This is a genomic window from Microbacterium sp. M, from assembly GCF_045181065.1.
In the GTDB taxonomy this organism is placed as follows: Bacteria; Actinomycetota; Actinomycetes; order Actinomycetales; family Microbacteriaceae; genus Microbacterium.
Genome location: NZ_CP173721.1, coordinates 1,476,190 through 1,494,447, shown reverse-complemented (window position 1 = coordinate 1,494,447; position 18,258 = coordinate 1,476,190). Strand labels below are relative to the sequence as shown.

Here is an 18,258-nt window from a genome sequence, read left to right as displayed (position 1 = left end):
GCGGCCACTCGTCCGATCCGGTCAGTTCAGCGCGCGCGTGCCGGTCGGGATGACGCCGTCGGCGTAGAGGCTCGAAGCCAGGTCCTGCAACGCCGTCAGCGCGACGCGCTGGGTCATCGGGCCGTAGGAGATGCGGGCGACACCGAGCGCCTCGTACTCGGCGGCTGTGAGCGCTCCTGGCAGACCGATGACACTGACCCGGTTCGCGCCGATTCCGTCGACGAGCTGCCGTGTGACGTCGGCATCCAGGATGCCGGGGACGAACACCGTCGTCGCACCGGCGTCGAGATAGGCACGGCCGCGCGCGATCGCGTCGGCGACGCTCTCCTGCACCGGACGATCGCCCCCGCGGACGAAAGCATCGGTGCGGGCGTTGAGGACGAACGGCACGCCCTCGGCCTCACCGGCGGCGACGATCGCCACGACGTTCGCGACCGACTCGTCGAGCGGCTTGAGGCGGTCCTCGATGTTGGCGCCGACCGCGCCGGCGGCGATCGCGAGGCGGGTGGTCTCCCCCGTATCGCCGTAGCCGTCGTCCAGGTCGGCGGAGACCGGCAGATCGACGGCCGCCGTGATGCGCGACACCATGTCGAGCATGAGTTCGCGCGGAATGGCGCCATCGGCGTAGCCGAGGGTCGCGGCGATCGAGTGCCCTGCAGTGGCGATGGCCGTGGTCTCGGGGAGCGCGGCGACGGTCTGGGCGGACACGACGTCCCAGACGTTCACGACCCGGAGGATCTCGGGTGCGCGGTGCAGATCGATGAGGGTCTGAGCTTTCTCGGCAAGGGTCATGATCAACACGCTAATCCCCCTGAGGGCCGGTGGCTCTGGTTAGGCTCGATGCATGCCTCAGCGTCGCGCCCATGTCGCCCCATCCGCCGCTCAGAGCGAACTGGCCGAGGCCCTTGCGGCGCTGCGCGCGTCGCTGGACGCGCCGGTCGAGTTCTCCGAAGAGGCGCGAGCCGAAGCATCCGCCGTCTGCCCTGCGGCACCCGAGCTCGATCTGCGGGACGTGGCCTTCGCGACACTGGATCCGCCGGGGTCGAAGGACCTGGATCAGGCCTTCCATCTCGCCCGCACAGGAACCGGATTCGAGGTGCGGTACGCGATCGCCGACGTCCCGTCGTTCGTGACGGCCGGCGGAGCGCTGGATGCCGCGGCCCGCGAACGCGGTCAGACGCTGTATGCGGCCGACGGCTCGATCCCGCTGCATCCGCGCGCCCTGAGCGAGGATCGCGCGTCGCTGCTGCCGGGCGTCGAGCGACCAGCGCTGGTGTGGACATTCGCGCTGGCCGCAGACGGTGCAGTCTCCGACTTCCGGCTGGAGCGAGCGCTGATCCGCTCGCGCGAGCAGCTCGAGTACGCGTCCCTGCAGCGAGCTCTGGATGCCGGAGAGGTCTCACCCGCGACTCTGCTGCGCGAGATCGGCGAACTCCGCATCGCGCAGGAGAGGGCACGCGGCGGAGCGAGCCTCAATCTGCCGGACGAAGAGGTCGTCCGCGCGGACGACGGGACGTACGAGATCGTGCGTCGCAGTCCACTGCCCGTCGAGGAGTGGAACGCCCAGTTGTCGCTCATGACCGGCATGGCGGCGGCGTCCCTCATGCTCGACGCGAAGGTGGGCGTCCTGCGGACCATGCCGCAGCCGGACGAGAAATCCTTCGCGGCGTTCCGGCGCCAGACCGAGGCGCTCGGCCGGCCGTGGAAGACGGGCGAGTACGGCGAGTATCTGCGCGGGCTCGACCGTCAGGATCCGCTCACGCTGCCCGTGCTCGAAGCGGCCGCGATGCTGTTCCGCGGGGCGGGCTACGTGACCTTCGACGGATCGGTGCCCGCGGATGCCGAGCAGGCGGCCATCGCCGCACCCTATGCTCACGCAACCGCTCCCCTGCGCCGGCTCGTGGACCGCTGGTCGCTCGCCATCTGTCTCGCCATCGCTTCTGGCGAGGAGGTTCCGGCGTGGGCGCGCGACTCGCTGCCGGAGCTCCCAGGACTCATGCAGGCGTCGTCGCAGCGGGCGTCGAAGCTGAACTCCGCGACGATCAACTGCGTCGAGGCGGCGCTGATGACGCCATTCGTCGGTTCACGGATCGAGGCGAACGTGATCGAGCTGCGCGATGGCGGCCGGGGCACGATTCAGATCGCGGATCCGGCGGTGACGGCATCCGCTCCCGTGCCGGCGGGAGCCGCGGCAGGCGACGTCGTGTCGCTGCAGGTCGTGCGGGCCGATATCGCGAAGGGCGAGCTGGAGTTCGCTCTGTGAGCTGCTGACGCTCAGGGCCGGAAGTCGTACGGCGATCGCAGCGCTTCGCGAAGACGACGCGCGTACGGAACTCGTTCCTCGCTCGGCACCCACGTCGCTTCGTCGTGCCGCTGATACAGCCGATCGTCGTGGAAGCGCGGGAAGACGTGGATGTGCAGATGCCATACGTCCTGCCCACCGGCCGGCTCGTTGTGCTGTCGGATCGAGACGCCCTCGCAGCCGTACGTCTCCCGGATGGTTCGTGCGATGGTCTGCGTCAGCGACCACAGGTCGATGGCATCCGCCGGTGCGAGGTCGTAGAGGTTCTCGACGTGGACCCGAGGTATCACCAGCACAGCACCGGGATTGCCCGGCCACCATTTCGGCGCGATGCGTGCGTATGCCCGCTCGGTGACCGCGACGACATCTGTGGGCTGATTCCGGTCATTGAACTCTCCGTCCTGCAGTCGGCAGAACGGACACGAATAGCCGATCGGTTCGTGAGAGATGGGTTGCATCGCTCAGTCCTCGCCGAGGAGGGTCGCGATCATCCGATGCCCCTGCGCCTCGAACTCTTCGTCGCCGACCTGATATGCCCATGCCGCGGTGCCCACAGCCTCGACGATGCGCAGCGCGAGCCAATGATCCCCGGACCCACGGCGCGGGTCATAACCGTAGCCCTCGAGGAACGCGCTCTCGCAATCGGGAGCGAGCCTCCATTGCTGGGCATCCAACCGAACGAAATCGGATGCCCGGCTGCGGAAGGCGAACCGGCCGAAGTCGATCGCCCTGACCTCGCCGTTGTCCATCAGCCAGTTCCGCGGCTGCCAGTCGCCGTGGGTGGGCACCATGTCGACAGCACCGGGTGCGAGACCTTCGAGCAATGACTCCACCCGCTCAACAGTTCCCGGGTCGATCCGGTGCTCAGAAACGAGCGCGCGCCGCACCCGTTCGACCAGTCGTTCATCTCCGACGCGCGACGCCTGGTCGTGAAACGAACGCAGCAGTTCGCCCGCACGGCGATGCACGCTCGGGTCGACCGCCGCGGGCGTCCTGTCGATCAGGTGTCCCGGCATCCAATCCGCGACGAAGATCCGATCGTCCCGATCAGCGTGCCGGATGCGTGTCGCGAAGCCCACGTGCGACCAGATGGCCGTCCACCCGTCGTGCGCATCGAGTTCGCGTCCGATGTGATGGTTCGTCGGTCCCCCGGCCTTGACCACCAGTCGCTCGTCGTCGTGTTCGACCTCGAGCACGTGGGATTCGATCTGGCCCCAGCTGTGATCCGCGAGGATCGCGGCGCCGGGAATCCATTCCTCCAGCAGCCCCCGCTGCGCAGCGCTCAACCGGACGTCATCGGTGACAGGACAAGGCTCGGAGGTGCGGTCCTGGGCAGACGAACGGGAGCGCATCCTTCATGCTCCCACGGGTGAATCACTACCGAAGACCTCCGGCAGAACCGTGACGAACTCGTCGAAGTGACTGAACCACACGGTATGCGCGGCTCCAGGAATGGTGCGGACGTCAACGCCGCAGGCCGCGAGTCGCTCGGCATCCTCGTCGGCGACGAATCGGCTCGGGTCGGCGCGCACCAGGATCGAACCGGGAGCAAGGATGTGCTCGACATCGGCGCCGGAAGAGATCGACGCAGCGGTCACCGGGTCGAAGCGATCGGCCGCGCGCGCTTCGACGACAGCATCCCTCTCGCTGTAGAAGGGTCGCGTCTCTCGAAGCCAGGAAGCGTCCTGACGAGAGCGTCGGTCGCTCGTGTACTGCGCGATGAGCTCGTCGCGGTCGGCTCCCCCGGTGAAGGCGCATGCTGTGTCGACATACACCGCGGTGTCGAGCGGCAGGCGATCCGCGGCGGCGGCCAGAACGGTGCCGCCGTACGAGTGCCCGATCGCGGCGAGCGGGGGCTCGTCCGCGAGAGCCGCAACGGTCTCGACGAGGGCATCTGCGGCGGACGACACGGTCGAGGTCGGATCACGCGGCGAGAGTCCGTGACCGGGCAGGTCGACAGCGAGCACCCGGCGACCGCGCTCTGCGAGCTCCTCCGAGACACGCCACCAGCTCTCGGCCGAACCGGACATGCCGTGCAGGAGCAGGATGGTGCGATCGCCGCTGCCGGACTCGATCACGTTCAGGCGCATCGATTCATACAAGCACACTGCCGTGGTCACCACGACGCCACCGCCTCGTTCGTTCAGTCGGTCAGTGCGCAGGCTTGCAGTCGCGTGAAGGATCACTCCAGCACAGCGCCGGTCGCACGCAACTTCTCGAACACGGCGATGACACGGGGCCGATGAGATTCGGGGATGCCCTGCACGGGAAACGGCAACGACCCCTCCTGCACGAGGCCGAGATGCTCGGCGATGGCCGCGATGACGCGCAGGCTGCCGCCGAACTCGGCGAACAGCGCCCAGAGCGGTTGCAGGCGCTCTGAATCCGCGGCGGCATCCTCCAGTCGACCCGACAGGGCAGCGCGCGTGATCCGAAGTGCGGTCTCCGGAAGTGTGCCGCCGATCGCCGAGTACCACGCGTCGCAGCCCGCGATCAGCCCGCCCGCGCCGAGCGCGTCGACCGACACGCCGATCGTCACCGTCTCCGGTACGGCGGCGCGGATCTCTGCGACACGGCGTCGGGCAGCGGTTGCGTCTTCTGGCACGCCGGGGATCTTGATCGAGGCGATACCCGGAAGCTCGGCGATGCGTGCGTACAGGTCGGTGGTGAAGGTGAAGTTCGTCGTGCGCGGATTGTCGTACAGGATCACCGGCAGGTCGGTGCTCTCGGTGACCGTGCGGAACAGCTCGAACACCTCATGGTCGGTCAGCGGCTGGTAGCTCGTAGGTGAGAGCAGGACGCCCGCGGCCCCCGCCCGCGTCGCGTACTCGACGTTTCGCAGCACATGCGAAGTGCGAAGAGCGCCCACGCCGACGTGAACCGGCGTCGATCCAGCGTGTTCGACCGCAAGGCGTGCCACCAGCGCGCGCTCCTCGATGCCCAGATAGGCGTAGGAGCCCGTCGAGCCGAGCGCCGTGATCGAGTCGACACCGGCATCCGCCAGACGTCGGATCAGCACGGCGAAGGCCGCCTCGTCGACCCTGTCGTCGACCAGAGGAGTCAGGGGGAAGGCGACGAGGCCGGTGAATGCGGTCACACGTTGCTCCTTGTCGGGATGCTCGTCAGTCGAGCACGGCGTCGGCAGTGACGAGGATCTGCGCCACTGCGTCGGGGACCGAGGCCGCGGCGAACGTCGCGAGGGGTGCCGCGTCGTCGGAATCCGCATCGGTGATCCATGCCGTCCTCAGCCCGGCGGCTGCTCCGCCGGCGATGTCGGATTCGAGTCCGTCTCCGATCATCCAACCGCGCAGCGGCACTCCCAGCCGCCGCGCCGCGAGCGCGAAGATCGCCGGGTCCGGTTTGCGGACACCGGCTTCGGCCGAGATCACCCACCCGTCCACCGCTGCGGAAAGGCCCGTTCGGAGGATCTTGCCCTCCTGATTGTCGATCTCCCCGTTCGTGACGATACCGATCGTCCATCCCGCGGCGCGCAGCGCCGACAACGCGGCCATCGCCTCGCCCGGGCATGTCACGAGTTCCGGCATCCGACGTCGATAGTCATTCCAGATTCGGAGCGGGTCGTCGTCCAGACCGAGCCGGTCGACGACGCCATGGAAGACGAGTTCTTTGGAACGCCGCTCGGACAGTGCATCTGCGACCCACGTGATCTGCTCGGGCGTCAACGCGCGCTGCTCGCCGAACTCGCCCGCCCAGAGCGCCGCTGCGCGCGCCTGGTCGATGAGCGTCCCGTCCAGGTCGAAGAGGGCTAGGGGCATGGCGCCATCGTAATGACCGGATCGGCGATGCTGTGACGCGGCAGCGGATGCCGACGCGACCTAAGCTCGATCCCGTGCCGACAACTCACAGCGCCGTCGTCGAAAAGGCCGTCTGCTACGTGATCGCCGACGAGCACCTGCTGGTGTTCACGCATGACGACGAACCCATGGACGTCACCGGCGTGCAGGTGCCTGCCGGGAGCATCTGCGACGGCGAGTCCGCAGCCGAGGCGGCCGTCCGTGAGCTGCACGAAGAGACCGGCCTGCGCGGCCGTGTCGTGCGTCCGCTGGGCGTCGCCGACTACGACCTCGCCCCGACGCGCGACGAGGTCGCCCGCAGGCACTTCTTCGTGATGGCCGTCGACGACGCCGACATCGACTCGGTCTGGTCTGCAGGCGAGAACGATCCGTCCACCGGCGGGATGCGACACACCTGGACGTGCCGCTGGATCCGGCTCTCGCAAGCCCATGTCCTGGCCGCTGGCCTCGGCGCGAAGCTCGGCGAAGCGACACGACACGGCTAGTTCGCGAGCGTCGCCACCGTCGTCATCACGAGCAGCTGCGGATCCGAGAGGTCCAGTGCCACCGAGATCGCGGCGAACTCCGAGAGCGCGTGCACGTGCGTCCCGCCGCACGGGATCGACGCGGTGCCCTCGGGAAGTTCGCACTCCCATCGCCGCATGTCGACGATCGTCGGGCCCTCCGTCACGATGCGGCTGGGGGCGCCTGTTGCGACCCACGCGGCCAGTTGCGCGTTGATCCGCTGCTCGCGCTCGGTCAGCGACGAGGCGAACTCCGCCGTGTCGAAACCGGCACGACGCAGGCTCTTGCCGAGTCGATACTCGTCGACCGCGCCGCCCTCGTGGATCCGGCTCGTCTGGTTCGCCCGCCCCTCGAAATCGGGGTTGCCGAGCGCGTCGGTTCCCGGATCCTTGCACCACAGATCTGCGACGGCGAGATCCAGGGCGAGCGAGGCGAGATGGCACGCCGTATGACCCCGGCTGAGTGCCGCCCGCCGCTCGGCATCCGCGCGCAACGAGACCTCGACACCCGATCGCAGCCAGTCGGGCGCATCCGCTGCCGACAGCCGGTGACCGACCTGCCACGCCCATCCCTCGACGCCGCGTTTGACCGGGATCTCAGCGCCCACGAACAACGCACCGTCCTCGCTCTCAGCGACCATCACGGCTTCGACGACATCGGCCGACTCGTCGCCGGACGCGATGGTCCCGGCATCACCCGGCTGATCAGGCCAGGTGTGATCGATTGGGTGGAACGGCGTCGCATCGGTGACGACGATCGCGCCGTCCCGGTGCGAACGCACGGTGCGGACGATGCTCTCTCCCGTCGTCTCGCCCGATGCGAACGAGACGGAGGTGTCCTGCGCCGCCATCAGTGGTTCGGGGGAATCGTGAAGCTGGCGAGACGGTCGCCGTGGACGACGAAGACGCCGTTCGACTCGCCGTTGAACACGCGACTCGACCAGCCGAACCTCACACTCGTCGTTTCGCCCTCGGTCTCCGCGGTCAGCAGGGTCATCCGGGCACCGGCGCCGATCGCGTCGCTGCCCGCCCAGCGATGCACGCCGTCGCGGCCCCGCATCACCCGACCCCAGTCGTCGATGAAGCCGTCCTCCGTGAACGCCGCCACGAATGCGTCCGTGTCCGCGGCGTTGATCGCGTCGACCATCGCCTGCACCGGCGCGGGAACAGTCAGTTCAGACATCCTCGTCCTCCATCTTTCGTCTCGCACATCATTCGGTTTCGAAATCGCCCTTCACCGCGACCCGCACGGTGATCTCCGGAATGGTGAGCTCCGGTCCGCCACCGGCGCCTCGGGCACCCTGCGGCGCATAGCCGTCATCCTCGCGGATCGCGACGACGCGCTGGACGGTCTGCCCGAGCGCGGCGGCGAAATCTTCAGCCTTCGCCCGAGCATCCTCGACGGCGACCGTGCGCAGGTGACGGGTCACGGTATCCCGCGTGACCTCCGTCAGCGCCCACGAGGTCGATACCGTGGCGCCGAGCGCGCTCAGCGCCGCCACGACATCGGACACCTCCGCCAGGCGCGACATCTTCACGCGCACCGTGCCGCGTGTGACATGGTCGCGGTGCTTCACACCGTCCTTGTCCGTCCAGACCCGCGCACTCGTGCTGAGCACGTCGACCGAATGCCAGGTCGCGGATCCGGATGCACGGAGGCGGACGACCTCCTCGGCGAGCTGCGCGTGCATCGCAGTGCCCTGCCGGATCGATGTCTCCCGGTCAGCATGGGCGATCGCGATCTCCGCGGTCAACGTCGCACGTTCGGCCGGATGGTGGTTCTCGCCGAGCCCGGCGACCGTGATCACGGTCATCAGATGGTCGTCACCTGCGCGGTGCCGAGCGGCGCATCCGGCCCCATCTCGGCGGCGATGCGATTCGCCTCCTCGATCAGGGTGGCGACGATGTCCGCCTCGGGCACGGTCTTGATGACCTCGCCCTTCACGAAGATCTGGCCCTTGCCGTTGCCGGAGGCGACACCGAGATCCGCCTCACGCGCCTCGCCCGGCCCGTTCACGACGCAGCCCATGACGGCAACACGCAGCGGCACGGTCATGTCCTTGAGTCCCTCCGTGACGTCCTCGGCGAGCGTGTAGACGTCGACCTGGGCGCGTCCGCAGGACGGGCACGAGACGATCTCGAGCTTGCGCTCTCGGAGGTTCAGCGACTGCAGGATCTGGTGGCCCACCTTGACCTCTTCGGCCGGAGGCGCGGACAGCGAAACCCGGATCGTGTCACCGATCCCCTCGCCCAGCAGGATGCCGAAGGCCGTGGCGCTCTTGATCGTGCCCTGGAATGCCGGACCAGCCTCGGTGACGCCGAGGTGCAGCGGCCAGTCCCCCATCTGCGCGAGCTGTCGGTAGGCCTGAACCATGATCACCGGGTCGTTGTGCTTGACCGAGATCTTGAAGTCGTGGAAGTCGTGCTCCTCGAAAAGAGACGCCTCCCAGCGCGCGCTCTCGGCGAGCGCCTCGGGCGTGGCCTTGCCGTACTTCTGCAGCAGACGAGGATCGAGCGACCCCGCATTCACGCCGATGCGCAGCGACACGCCGGCATCCTTCGCGGCCCTCGCGATCGCACCGACCTGATCGTCGAACTTGCGGATGTTGCCCGGGTTCACACGAACGGCGGCGCAGCCGGCGTCGATCGCCTGGAAGACGTACTTCGGCTGGAAGTGGATGTCGGCGATGACCGGGATCTGGCTCTTCTTCGCGATGATGTGCAGCACGTCGGCATCGTCCTGCGACGGCACGGCGACGCGCACGATCTCGCACCCGGAGGCCGTGAGCTCTGCGATCTGCTGCAGCGTCCCGTTGATGTCGGTCGTCTTCGTCGTCGTCATCGACTGCACGCTGACGGGGGCATCGCCGCCGACCAGCACCTTTCCCACCTTGATCTGGCGGGACTTGCGGCGCGGGCTCAGGACTTCGGGGACGCGGGGCATCCCAAGATTGACTGCTGGCACACCTCCAGATTACGCGGCCGAAACGTGGCCAGGCTGGATACACGCAGTGTGATAGTTTCGGCCCATGCTCGCGAACCTCACCTGGTGGCCCGCCTCCTAGGCGGTGTGTTCGCGTTCCCACGAATCCAGACCGCCCCCGGGGCGGTCTTTTCGTTGAGTCGCGCCGGATGCCCGATCCTCAGGAGACCCCGATGATTCAGCTGCCCGACCAGAGCGCCTCCTTCGTGCTCATCGCACGAGAGGGTTCCGACAGCGTCGAGCTGCTCACCGGCGACGTCGTCGACGTCGAGCTGCTGGCCGACATCCCGCTGATGGCCGACGGGGTCGCGCAGGAAGTGTTCGCCCTCGTCCCGTACCGACAGGTCCGCGAGCGCGGTTTCGAGGCGCAGGACGACGCCACCCCGCTGCGCTGCATCATCGTGGACCGTCATGACGATCTGCCGTTCGACGAGGTGGTGGCATCGCTCCCCCGCGATGCGGTCGCCCTGCACGACGCCGGGTTCGACATCTCCGACGACGACTACGCGGCCGTGGTCGAACGCGTCATCGCCGACGAGATCGGCCGGGGCGAGGGAGCGAACTTCGTCATCCGCCGCGATTACACCGCACGCTTCGACGGCGACGACCGCACGGCGGCGCTCACCTGGTTCCGCGCCCTGCTCGAGCACGAGCGCGGCGCCTACTGGACGTTCGTGGTCGTCACCCCGGGCCAGATCCTCGTCGGCGCGAGCCCCGAGGCGCACGTCGTGGCGCAGGACGGCATCGTGACGATGAACCCCATCTCGGGCACGTTCCGGCATCCGGCCGGCGGGGCGACCAAGGAGTCGCTCGTCGAGTTCCTGTCCTCCACCAAGGAGACCGAGGAGCTCTTCATGGTCGTCGACGAGGAGCTCAAGATGATGAGCGCCGTCTGCTCGGACGGCGGCCGCATCACCGGCCCGCACCTCAAGCAGATGTCGCGCCTCACTCACACCGAGTACATGCTGCGCGGGTCGAGCCGGCTCGACCCCCGAGACATCCTCCGCGAGACCATGTTCGCACCGACGGTGACCGGCTCGCCGATGCAGAACGCGTGCACCGTGATCCGTCGCCACGAGACGAAGCCACGCGGGTACTACTCCGGCGTCGCCGCGCTGTTCACTCCGAATGCGCACGGCGGTCACGACCTCGATGCCCCGATCCTCATCCGCACGGTCTACGCCGAGGACGGCGCCCTGCGCGTTCCGGTCGGCGCCACGCTGGTGCGCCACTCGGACCCGCACGGCGAGGTCAGCGAGACCCACGGCAAGGCCGCCGGCGTTCTCGGCGCCATCGGCGCCATCGACCGCGACGAAGTCGTGGATGCGGACGCTCCGGCCGAACCCGTCGATCTCGCCGCGGATGCCGAGGTGAGCGCCCTGCTGAACGCGCGCAACTCGCGCCTGGCCGAGTTCTGGCTGAACCCCCAGGGCGACGACGCTGCTGGCCACTTCGCCGGCCGTTCCGCGCTCGTCGTGGATGCCGAGGACCGCTTCACCACGATGCTGGCGCATCAACTGCGCCATCTCGGACTCGACGTCCGCATCGCGGCGTGGAGCGAAGCGACCGATGCGGATGCCGATGCCGCCGACCTCGTCGTCGCAGGCCCCGGCCCCGGCGACCCGCGCGACGGTTCGACCCTGCGCATCGCGCGCATGCGGGATCTCGTCGCGCGTCGACGGGAGCAGCTGCGTCCGCTGCTGGCGGTCTGCCTGAGCCACCAGATCCTCGCGGACGGCTTCGGGATCGACCTCGCTCCGCTGGACAGCCCCCATCAGGGCCTGCAGAAGGTCGTGCCGGTCTTCGGCGAGGACGCGTCGATCGGCTTCTACAACACCTTCACCGCGCGCGTCGCACCAGGCACGACGCGTATCGGCGACGTCGAGGTGTCGGCGGATGCCGCAACCGGCGACGTCTATGCGCTGCGAGCGCCGCATGTCGCCAGCGTGCAGGGGCACTTGGAGTCGATCCTGTCGCGCGACGGCATCCGCACTCTGGAGCGCCTGGTCGCGCACGCCCTCGCCTGAGCGGCCGGTCTCAGCCGCCCAGCAGATCGACGGGGTTGAACACGTCGGCGATCAGCAGCAGTGCACCCATCGCGATCAGCAGCGTGGCCACGACGACGGTCAACGGCACCAGGCGCGTCGCATCCACCGGCGCGGGCGGAGGCCGACGGAACAGTCTGGCCCAGGCACGGCGGATGCCGTCCCAGAGCGCGACGGCGATATGACCGCCGTCCAGCGGCAGCAGCGGAATCATGTTGAACACGAACAGCGCGACATTCAGCGCGCCCAGCAGGTTCAGCAGCACCGCGAACCTGTTCAGCACCGGCGCATCCGTGGCAGCGACTTCGCCTGCGAGACGACCGACGCCGACGACGCTGAGCGGACCGTTCGGATCCCGCTCGCCGCCGGTGAAAGTCGAAACGGCGATGTCCCACAGCCGCACCGGCAGGGTCGCGATCATCTGGGTCACGCGGCCAGCGGCATCCATGGTCATCTCGAAGCCCGCCGTGAGCGGCTGCTGCACGAAGCCCATCTGCGAACCCATGCCGACGTAGCCGACCTCGGCGACGATCTGCTCGCCGTTCTCGTCGAGCAGCGGCTGCCCCGAGGCATCCGTCAGCGTGCGCTCGACCTGGATGGGCGTGATCTCCAGCGGGACCGTCTCGCCATCTCGGTCGACCACGACATCGAGCGTCTCACCGGGCGAGGCCTGCACGATCTCGGTCGCCTCGGCGAACGTCGCCACGTCGGTGCCGTCGATCGAGACGATGACGTCGCCGGGCTGGATGCCCGCCTTGGCGGCAGGAGTCGCCGGATCGTCCGGCGTGCACTCCGTCTGCGTGGTACCGGCCGGCAGCACGCACTCCGATATCGAGGCGATCGTCGTCGTGCCCTGCTGCACTCCGATCCCGGAGACCAGGACCGTGAAGATGATGATCGCGAGCAGCAGATTCATCACCGGCCCGCCGAGCATCACGATGATGCGCTTGTAGACGGGCAGCTTGTAGAAGACCCGGTCCTCGGCGCCTTCGGCGATCGTCTCGTCGTTGGCGGAGCGCGCGTCCTGGATCAGCGTGCGGAACATCCCGCCGGCCGGCTTGCCGCCGGTGGATGCCGGATACATGCCCGACATCGAGATGAACCCGCCCAGCGGCAGCGCCTTGAAGCCGTACTCGGTCTCGCCGATCCTCTTCGACCACAGCCGCGGACCGAACCCGATCATGTACTGCCCGACGCGCACGCCGAACAGCTTCGCGGGGACGAGGTGGCCGACCTCGTGCAACCCGATCGAGAGGCCGAGGCCGACGAGCATGAAGAGGATGCCGACCACGTACAGCAGGATTTCCACCTGATCACCGTACTGGTCCGTCGCGAGGAATCCGCTGAGTCCGGACATAGACTTCACACGTGACCCTTCGGCAGCTGCGACTCCTGCGCGCGGCTGCGGCGACCTCGACGGCGACGACGCTCGCGGCCGTCTCGCATACCGTCGCAGGCGGCATGCCGCCGCATCCGCTCCTCGTCGTCGCGCTGTCGATCCTGCTCGTCCCCCTCGCCGCGATGCTGATCGGGCGACGCCCCTCGGCGGCGCGCACCGCACTGACGGTCCTCGTGTCGCAGTTCGTCTTCCACGTGCTGTTCCAGGTGCTCGCCGGCAGCCTCACGGATGCGGTGGCTCCGGTGGGCGCTCACGCGCACCACGTCATGACACTGGGCCCCGTGGTGTCGGCTGCGGCCCCCGACGCTCCGATGCTGGTCTCGCACGTCCTCGCAGCGCTCGCGACGACGCTGCTGCTGTGGCACGGCGAGCGGATGCTGCGGGGCATCGCCGGATGGGCCCGCGCCCGCCTGCTCCCCGTGCTGCCCGTGCTGCCGGTGGGTCGACGACTCCGGCTCATGCCGGCGAGCATCAGTGTGACGACGTCGCTGACTCCGCTGTCATCCGTCGTCAGTCGTCGCGGTCCGCCTTCGGTCTGATCCGCACGTCCCGCGTCCGCATCCTCTTGGATGCTCGCCCCGACGTGCGCGCCCGCCGAGACGTCGGCGGGCTCCTCGGCACCGCGCGACGCGGTGACCGCCGATCAGACTCAGGAGAATCACTCATGTCCCGTTCCACCTTTCGCCGCAGCACCATCGCCGTCATCCTCGGTACCGGCCTCGCGATCGCGGCGCCCGCCGTCGCCTCCGCGCACGTCGGGGTGAGCCCCGACACGCTCACCGCCGACGAGGCGACCGTGCTGACCTTCTCGTTCACGCACGGCTGCGAGCACTCGCCCACCACAGGGCTGCGGATCACGATGCCCGATGGCCTCGCCTCGGTGTCCCCCACGGTAGAGGCAGGGTGGGACATCGTGGTCGAGCGCGGTGACGACGGCCTCGTCGACGCCGTCACCTACGCCGCTGCCACGCCGGTCCCGAGCGACCTGCGGGGAGCCGTGAGCATGCAGGTGCGTCCCGGCGAGGACGCCCCCGAATCGTTCGCTTTCCCCGTCGAGCAGGTCTGCGAGACCGGCGTGAACGAGTGGACCGAGATCGCCGAGGAAGGCCAGAATCCGCATGATCTCGATGCCCCGGCCCCGGTGGTGAGCCTGACGGCTGCGGCGGAGGAATCGGATGCCGGACACGCTTCGGATGCCGGGCACGGCGAGTCGACGGCATCCGATGCCGCAGCATCCGACGCCTCCGAGGCTCCCGACCCTCTGGCGATCGCCCTCGGAGCAGGAGGCCTCGTCGCAGGCGTCGCCGCCCTGGTGGTGGCGATCCTCGCGTACCGACGCCGTTCGGCCTGACGAACGGGTGGGGGCGCCCCGCGGCGCCCCCCACCGCTCGACGGCGTCCGCACGACGCGTGAGAAACTGGACAGGACATGGTCACCGAACCCGCTTCCGCTCCCCTGCCTCCCGTCCTCCGCCCCGAGAACCCGCCGCGCAGGTCGCTGGCGGAACTCGTCGAGCGGTTCGGCCTGGAGGTGCGCGGCGACGTCGACGGCGTGTTCGCGCGCGGAATCACGCTGGCGACGGCCGACCTGCGTGCCGGGGAGGTGTTCGTCGGCATCCATGGAGCGCGACGGCACGGAGCCGAATTCGCGCAGACCGCAGCCGACCAGGGCGCAGTGGCGATCCTGACAGACGGCGCCGGCGCCGAACGGGCAGCCGTGAGCGGGCTTCCCGTGCTCATCGCCGAGGATCCCCGTGCCGCGCTCGGCGACATCAGCGCCTGGCTGTACGGCACCGACCACGACATGCCGCAGCTCTTCGCCGTCACCGGCACGAACGGCAAGACCAGCACCTCGCACGTACTGGAGGGCATCCTGCACCAGCTCGGCGTCGCCAGCGGCCTGAGTTCGACCGCCGAACGGCACATCGCCGGGCAGAGCATCGTGTCACGCCTGACGACGCCGGAGTCCTCCGAGATGCATGCCCTTCTGGCCCTCATGCGCGAGCGCAAGGTCGAGGCGGTCGCGGTCGAAGTGAGTGCGCAGGCGCTCTCCCGGCATCGCGTGGACGGCATCGTCTTCGATGTGGCGGGCTTCACCAACCTCACTCACGATCATCTGGACGACTACGGCGATCTGGAGACGTACCTCGAGGCCAAGCTGGCACTGTTCCGCCCCGATCGCGCCCGTCGTGGTGTCGTGTGCGTCGACACGCCGTCCGGGTGGGAGGTGGTCCGACGCTCGGAGGTCCCCCTCGTCACCGTCGGGGCCCCGCAGCTCGCGACGGATCCGGATGCCGCGGCCGACGCCGACTGGATCGTGCACATCGTGGACGAGGATCAGCGCGGCACCACCTTCACGGTCCGCGCCCCCGACGGCGCGGAAGTGACCACGACGATCCCGGTGATCGGCGCTCACATGGCGGCCAATGCCGGCCTTGCCATCGCCATGCTCGTCGAGGGCGGCTATCCGTTCGACCGCATCGCCGCCGCCCTCGTCAGGGACGGTCGTGTCGACGCCGTACTGCCGGGTCGCACCGAACTCGTCTCCGGTGCGAGCGGCCCCGCCGTCTACGTCGATTTCTCCCACACTCCCGATGCGTTCGAGAAGACGCTCGCCGCCGTCCGGAAGGTCACCCCTGGGCGCGTGATCATGATGTTCGGCGCGTCGGGGAACCGCGACACCCTCAAGCGTCCGGTCATGGGACGCGTCGCCGCCGAAGGCGCCGACATCGTCATCGTCACGGATCACCACCCGCGCTACGAGGAGCCGGCTCCGATCCGCGCCGCTCTGCTCGAGGGGGCGCGCAGCGCGGCATCCGACGCGGAGATCCTGGAGGTCGCAGCGCCCGAAGAGGCGATCCGCACGGCCGTGCGCATGGTCGGCGACGGCGACGCGATCCTCTGGGCGGGTCCTGGACACCAGGACTACCGGGAGATCGACGGCGTTCGTACGCCGTTCTCCGCGCGCTCGCTCGCTCGTGCGGCGCTGCAGGATGCCGGCTGGCCCGTCCCCTGACTCCGGCCGCTTGCCCGCGAGACGTACTTCGTGCGGTGAGACCTGTGCGGGCTGGCGAAGCGTCACCCTGCAGAGCACGTCTCGCGGTCGGAAGGGCGGTCAGGACGCGATGAGTCTGTCGGCGCGCTCGCGCGCCCAGCGCTCCGCCTCGCTCAGCGACGCGACCGTGAGCTGGTCCGGCGGCTCGTGCGCGTCGACGACGGCGGCGATCGTGTCCACGATCCCGAGGAACGACAGTCGACCGTCGTGGAACGCATCCACCGCCTGCTCGTTGGCTGCGTTGTAGACCGCAGGGAACGTCGACCCCGCTCGTCCGACCGCCTTCGCCAGTGCGACAGCGGGGAACGCCTCGTCGTCCAACGGCTCGAACGTCCACTGCGCCGGCTGGGTCCAGTCCATGGGACGCCCCACGCCGCCGACGCGGTGCGGCCAATCCAGGCCCAGCGAGATCGCGAGCCTCATGTCCGGCGGCGACGCCTGCGCGATGGTCGAGCCGTCGATGAATTCGACCATCGAGTGGACGATCGACTGCGGGTGCACCACGACGTCGATGTCGTCGTAGTCGACGTCGAACAGCAGATGAGCCTCGATCACCTCGAGACCCTTGTTCACGAGGGTGGCCGAGTTCGTCGTGACCACTCGGCCCATGTTCCAGGTCGGGTGCGCCAGTGCCTCTGCAGGGGTGACGTTCGCCAGTTCCGCACGCGTACGTCCGCGGAACGGCCCGCCTGATGCGGTGACGACCAGGCGGCGCACTTCTTCCTTCGCACCCGAGCGCAGCGCCTGCGCCAGCGCCGAGTGCTCTGAGTCGACGGGCACGATCTGGCCATCGGATGCGGCGGCCAGCACGAGCTGCCCGCCGACGATCAGCGATTCCTTGTTCGCGAGCGCCAGAGTGCGGCCGGCCTTCAGCGCCTCGAGCGTCGAGGCGAGGCCGATCGACCCGGTGATCGCGTTGAGGACGACGTCCGCCTCGACATCTCGCACCAGCGCCTGCGCTTCATCCGCGCCGAGTGCGGTGTCGTCGACACGGAACTCCTGCGCCTGCTGTGCGAGCAGCTCCGTGTTCGAGCCGGCCGCGAGCCCGACAAGTTCGAAGCGACGCGGGTTGGCGCGGATCACATCCAGCGCCTGAGTGCCGATGGAGCCGGTGGAGCCGAGGACGATGACGCGACGCATGCCGCCAGCCTAGCGGCGCCGTTACTGCTGGACCGCGGCGGTCTGGTTGGCGAGGATGTCGATCACGAACACCAGAGTCTGTCCGGCCAGCTCGTGCTCGCTGGAGCCTGCTTCGCCGTAGCCGAGCGCCGGGGGGATGACCACGAGCACCTGCGAGCCGACCTTCTGGCCCTCGAGCGCCTGGATGAATCCTTCGACGTAGGTGTTGCCGTCGATCGAGATTGGTGCGCCGTTCTTCCAGGACGAATCGAAGACCTCGCCGGTGTCCCAGTTGACACCCGTGTACTGCAGCAGCGTCGTGTCGCCGGCGCTGACGGGCATGCCGTCGCCCTCCTTGAGCACGGCGACCTGCAGCTCGGTGGGGGCATCGGCATCCGGGATCTCGACGCTCGGCTCGCCGTCGTCGGCGAGCTCCACGGTCGGCATGCCGTCAACCGGCTCCTGCTCGGTTCCCCAGGCGGCGGTCGGCGTGACGCCGAGCACATCGATGATGTAGAACTGCGCTGCGGCCTGTTCGCTGGTCGGGAACGCGACCGAGAGGCGGGTGCCGACGGTGGCGCAGCCCATGACCTGAGCGAGCGATGCGTCAGCAGTGATCTGAGCCGGCAGCAGCTCGCCGTCGGTGTAGCCGGCGTCGCCGAGTCGATCGCCGGTCGCCGCGTCGAAAGCGCTCAACGCGTACGCGACGTAGTCGCCGTCCGCGATCTCGTCGCCGTCGCCCTCGCTGACGACGGTGCGCTGCAGCTCGTCGACGGTCTGCCCCGTTTCGAACGTCGCGGTCGACACCTCGCCGAATGTGCCGTCGACCGTGACGCCGTCGGAGGCATCACCGGATGCTGCAGCCACCGAGCAGAGGTCGGTCGAGGCGTCCGGGGTCTCCGTGGCCTCCGGTGTGCTCGAGCCGCACCCCGCGAGAAGCAGGGTCGCCGCGGCGACAGTGGAAAGGAGGGCGATCGGACGCGTGCGCACAGTAAGACCTCGAGTCAGGGAAGGGAACGTCGTCCATCCTGGCGCATC

General features: G+C 68.9%; 19 protein-coding genes. 6 read left to right on the top strand and 13 right to left on the bottom strand.

From position 1 onward, the window contains the following. Window positions 1-21 precede the first annotated feature (21 nt). Window positions 22-792 carry an isocitrate lyase/phosphoenolpyruvate mutase family protein gene (locus ACI7YT_RS07070; protein WP_406249793.1) on the bottom strand — a complete coding sequence of 257 codons (771 nt, stop codon included), beginning with the start codon at window positions 790-792 and terminating at the stop codon, window positions 22-24. Window positions 793-844: 52 nt separating this feature from the next. Between ACI7YT_RS07070 and ACI7YT_RS07065 the strand changes: the two genes are divergently transcribed. Continuing rightward, window positions 845-2,263 (top strand): RNB domain-containing ribonuclease, encoded by a 1,419-nt coding sequence (locus ACI7YT_RS07065; RefSeq protein WP_406249791.1) that lies wholly within the window; start codon window positions 845-847, stop codon window positions 2,261-2,263. A gap of 11 nt (window positions 2,264-2,274) precedes the next feature. Here the strand turns inward: ACI7YT_RS07065 and ACI7YT_RS07060 are convergent, their stop codons facing one another. The 5 genes from ACI7YT_RS07060 to ACI7YT_RS07040 all read right to left on the bottom strand — a co-directional run bounded on the left by ACI7YT_RS07060 (window position 2,275) and on the right by ACI7YT_RS07040 (window position 6,078). Next, window positions 2,275-2,760, bottom strand: a complete 486-nt coding sequence (locus ACI7YT_RS07060; protein ID WP_406249789.1) for an HIT family protein — start codon at window positions 2,758-2,760, stop codon at window positions 2,275-2,277. Between the two features lie 3 nt (window positions 2,761-2,763). Continuing rightward, window positions 2,764-3,654 (bottom strand): phosphotransferase, encoded by an 891-nt coding sequence (locus ACI7YT_RS07055; protein ID WP_406249787.1) that lies wholly within the window; start codon window positions 3,652-3,654, stop codon window positions 2,764-2,766. A 3-nt stretch (window positions 3,655-3,657) separates the two neighbouring features. Then, a complete protein-coding gene (locus ACI7YT_RS07050) occupies window positions 3,658-4,392 on the bottom strand; it encodes an alpha/beta fold hydrolase (protein WP_406249785.1) in 735 nt (244 codons plus the stop codon). A gap of 92 nt (window positions 4,393-4,484) precedes the next feature. Continuing rightward, window positions 4,485-5,399, bottom strand: a complete 915-nt coding sequence (locus tag ACI7YT_RS07045) for a dihydrodipicolinate synthase family protein (protein WP_406249783.1) — start codon at window positions 5,397-5,399, stop codon at window positions 4,485-4,487. Window positions 5,400-5,424: 25 nt separating this feature from the next. After that, entirely contained in the window at window positions 5,425-6,078 is a 654-nt protein-coding gene (locus ACI7YT_RS07040) for an HAD family hydrolase (protein WP_406249782.1), read from the bottom strand. 74 nt (window positions 6,079-6,152) lie between these two features. Between ACI7YT_RS07040 and ACI7YT_RS07035 the strand changes: the two genes are divergently transcribed. Then, entirely contained in the window at window positions 6,153-6,602 is a 450-nt protein-coding gene (locus tag ACI7YT_RS07035; protein WP_406249780.1) for an NUDIX domain-containing protein, read from the top strand. Here ACI7YT_RS07035 and ACI7YT_RS07030 read toward each other — a convergent pair. From ACI7YT_RS07030 to ispG, 4 genes are read right to left on the bottom strand one after another with little or no spacing between them, the layout of a single operon-like run. Further along, the gene (locus ACI7YT_RS07030) at window positions 6,599-7,471 is read right to left on the bottom strand and encodes a hypothetical protein (protein WP_406249778.1); all 873 of its coding nucleotides are present in this window, start codon (window positions 7,469-7,471) and stop codon (window positions 6,599-6,601) included. The two genes, ACI7YT_RS07035 and ACI7YT_RS07030, sit on opposite strands and share 4 nt — an antisense overlap. Further along, window positions 7,471-7,803 carry a nuclear transport factor 2 family protein gene (locus ACI7YT_RS07025; protein ID WP_406249777.1) on the bottom strand — a complete coding sequence of 111 codons (333 nt, stop codon included), beginning with the start codon at window positions 7,801-7,803 and terminating at the stop codon, window positions 7,471-7,473. The genes ACI7YT_RS07030 and ACI7YT_RS07025 overlap by 1 nt, the downstream gene beginning before the upstream one ends. Before the next feature lie 28 nt (window positions 7,804-7,831). After that, entirely contained in the window at window positions 7,832-8,434 is a 603-nt protein-coding gene (locus ACI7YT_RS07020; RefSeq protein ID WP_406249775.1) for an SIMPL domain-containing protein, read from the bottom strand. Further along, window positions 8,434-9,564, bottom strand: a complete 1,131-nt coding sequence (ispG, locus tag ACI7YT_RS07015) for a flavodoxin-dependent (E)-4-hydroxy-3-methylbut-2-enyl-diphosphate synthase (RefSeq protein ID WP_406249773.1) — start codon at window positions 9,562-9,564, stop codon at window positions 8,434-8,436. The genes ACI7YT_RS07020 and ispG overlap by 1 nt, the downstream gene beginning before the upstream one ends. A 212-nt stretch (window positions 9,565-9,776) precedes the next feature. Between ispG and ACI7YT_RS07010 the strand changes: the two genes are divergently transcribed. Beyond that, complete coding sequence (locus ACI7YT_RS07010) at window positions 9,777-11,630, top strand: chorismate-binding protein (protein WP_406249771.1); 1,854 nt, start codon at window positions 9,777-9,779, stop codon at window positions 11,628-11,630. A gap of 10 nt (window positions 11,631-11,640) precedes the next feature. On the opposite strand, the gene ACI7YT_RS07005 is transcribed toward ACI7YT_RS07010, so the two are convergent. Beyond that, window positions 11,641-12,957, bottom strand: coding sequence for a M50 family metallopeptidase (locus ACI7YT_RS07005; RefSeq protein WP_406250516.1), 1,317 nt, complete (start codon window positions 12,955-12,957; stop codon window positions 11,641-11,643). A gap of 59 nt (window positions 12,958-13,016) precedes the next feature. Between ACI7YT_RS07005 and ACI7YT_RS07000 the strand changes: the two genes are divergently transcribed. The 3 genes from ACI7YT_RS07000 to ACI7YT_RS06990 all read left to right on the top strand — a co-directional run bounded on the left by ACI7YT_RS07000 (window position 13,017) and on the right by ACI7YT_RS06990 (window position 16,062). Further along, window positions 13,017-13,586 carry a hypothetical protein gene (locus tag ACI7YT_RS07000; protein WP_406249770.1) on the top strand — a complete coding sequence of 190 codons (570 nt, stop codon included), beginning with the start codon at window positions 13,017-13,019 and terminating at the stop codon, window positions 13,584-13,586. Between the two features lie 125 nt (window positions 13,587-13,711). Beyond that, window positions 13,712-14,398 (top strand): YcnI family protein, encoded by a 687-nt coding sequence (locus tag ACI7YT_RS06995; RefSeq protein ID WP_406249768.1) that lies wholly within the window; start codon window positions 13,712-13,714, stop codon window positions 14,396-14,398. Window positions 14,399-14,475: 77 nt separating this feature from the next. Further along, window positions 14,476-16,062, top strand: a complete 1,587-nt coding sequence (locus ACI7YT_RS06990; protein ID WP_406249767.1) for a Mur ligase family protein — start codon at window positions 14,476-14,478, stop codon at window positions 16,060-16,062. A 99-nt stretch (window positions 16,063-16,161) separates the two neighbouring features. On the opposite strand, the gene dxr is transcribed toward ACI7YT_RS06990, so the two are convergent. Next, window positions 16,162-17,241 carry a 1-deoxy-D-xylulose-5-phosphate reductoisomerase gene (gene dxr / locus ACI7YT_RS06985; protein ID WP_406249765.1) on the bottom strand — a complete coding sequence of 360 codons (1,080 nt, stop codon included), beginning with the start codon at window positions 17,239-17,241 and terminating at the stop codon, window positions 16,162-16,164. Between the two features lie 21 nt (window positions 17,242-17,262). Beyond that, the gene (locus tag ACI7YT_RS06980; protein ID WP_406249763.1) at window positions 17,263-18,210 is read right to left on the bottom strand and encodes an FKBP-type peptidyl-prolyl cis-trans isomerase; all 948 of its coding nucleotides are present in this window, start codon (window positions 18,208-18,210) and stop codon (window positions 17,263-17,265) included. Between the last annotated feature and the right edge of the window lie 48 nt (window positions 18,211-18,258).

Coding starts and splice junctions, on each gene's coding strand:
- ACI7YT_RS06995 (WP_406249768.1), top strand. CDS start 13,712: ATGTCCCGTTCCACCTTTCGCCGCAGCACCATCGCCGTCATCCTCGGT.
- ACI7YT_RS07020 (WP_406249775.1), bottom strand. CDS start 8,434: ATGACCGTGATCACGGTCGCCGGGCTCGGCGAGAACCACCATCCGGCC.
- dxr (WP_406249765.1), bottom strand. CDS start 17,241: ATGCGTCGCGTCATCGTCCTCGGCTCCACCGGCTCCATCGGCACTCAG.
- ACI7YT_RS07050 (WP_406249785.1), bottom strand. CDS start 4,392: ATGCGCCTGAACGTGATCGAGTCCGGCAGCGGCGATCGCACCATCCTG.
- ACI7YT_RS07040 (WP_406249782.1), bottom strand. CDS start 6,078: ATGCCCCTAGCCCTCTTCGACCTGGACGGGACGCTCATCGACCAGGCG.
- ACI7YT_RS07065 (WP_406249791.1), top strand. CDS start 845: ATGCCTCAGCGTCGCGCCCATGTCGCCCCATCCGCCGCTCAGAGCGAA.
- ispG (WP_406249773.1), bottom strand. CDS start 9,564: ATGCCCCGCGTCCCCGAAGTCCTGAGCCCGCGCCGCAAGTCCCGCCAG.
- ACI7YT_RS06990 (WP_406249767.1), top strand. CDS start 14,476: ATGGTCACCGAACCCGCTTCCGCTCCCCTGCCTCCCGTCCTCCGCCCC.
- ACI7YT_RS07010 (WP_406249771.1), top strand. CDS start 9,777: ATGATTCAGCTGCCCGACCAGAGCGCCTCCTTCGTGCTCATCGCACGA.
- ACI7YT_RS07055 (WP_406249787.1), bottom strand. CDS start 3,654: ATGCGCTCCCGTTCGTCTGCCCAGGACCGCACCTCCGAGCCTTGTCCT.
- ACI7YT_RS07060 (WP_406249789.1), bottom strand. CDS start 2,760: ATGCAACCCATCTCTCACGAACCGATCGGCTATTCGTGTCCGTTCTGC.
- ACI7YT_RS07025 (WP_406249777.1), bottom strand. CDS start 7,803: ATGTCTGAACTGACTGTTCCCGCGCCGGTGCAGGCGATGGTCGACGCG.
- ACI7YT_RS07070 (WP_406249793.1), bottom strand. CDS start 792: ATGACCCTTGCCGAGAAAGCTCAGACCCTCATCGATCTGCACCGCGCA.
- ACI7YT_RS07030 (WP_406249778.1), bottom strand. CDS start 7,471: ATGGCGGCGCAGGACACCTCCGTCTCGTTCGCATCGGGCGAGACGACG.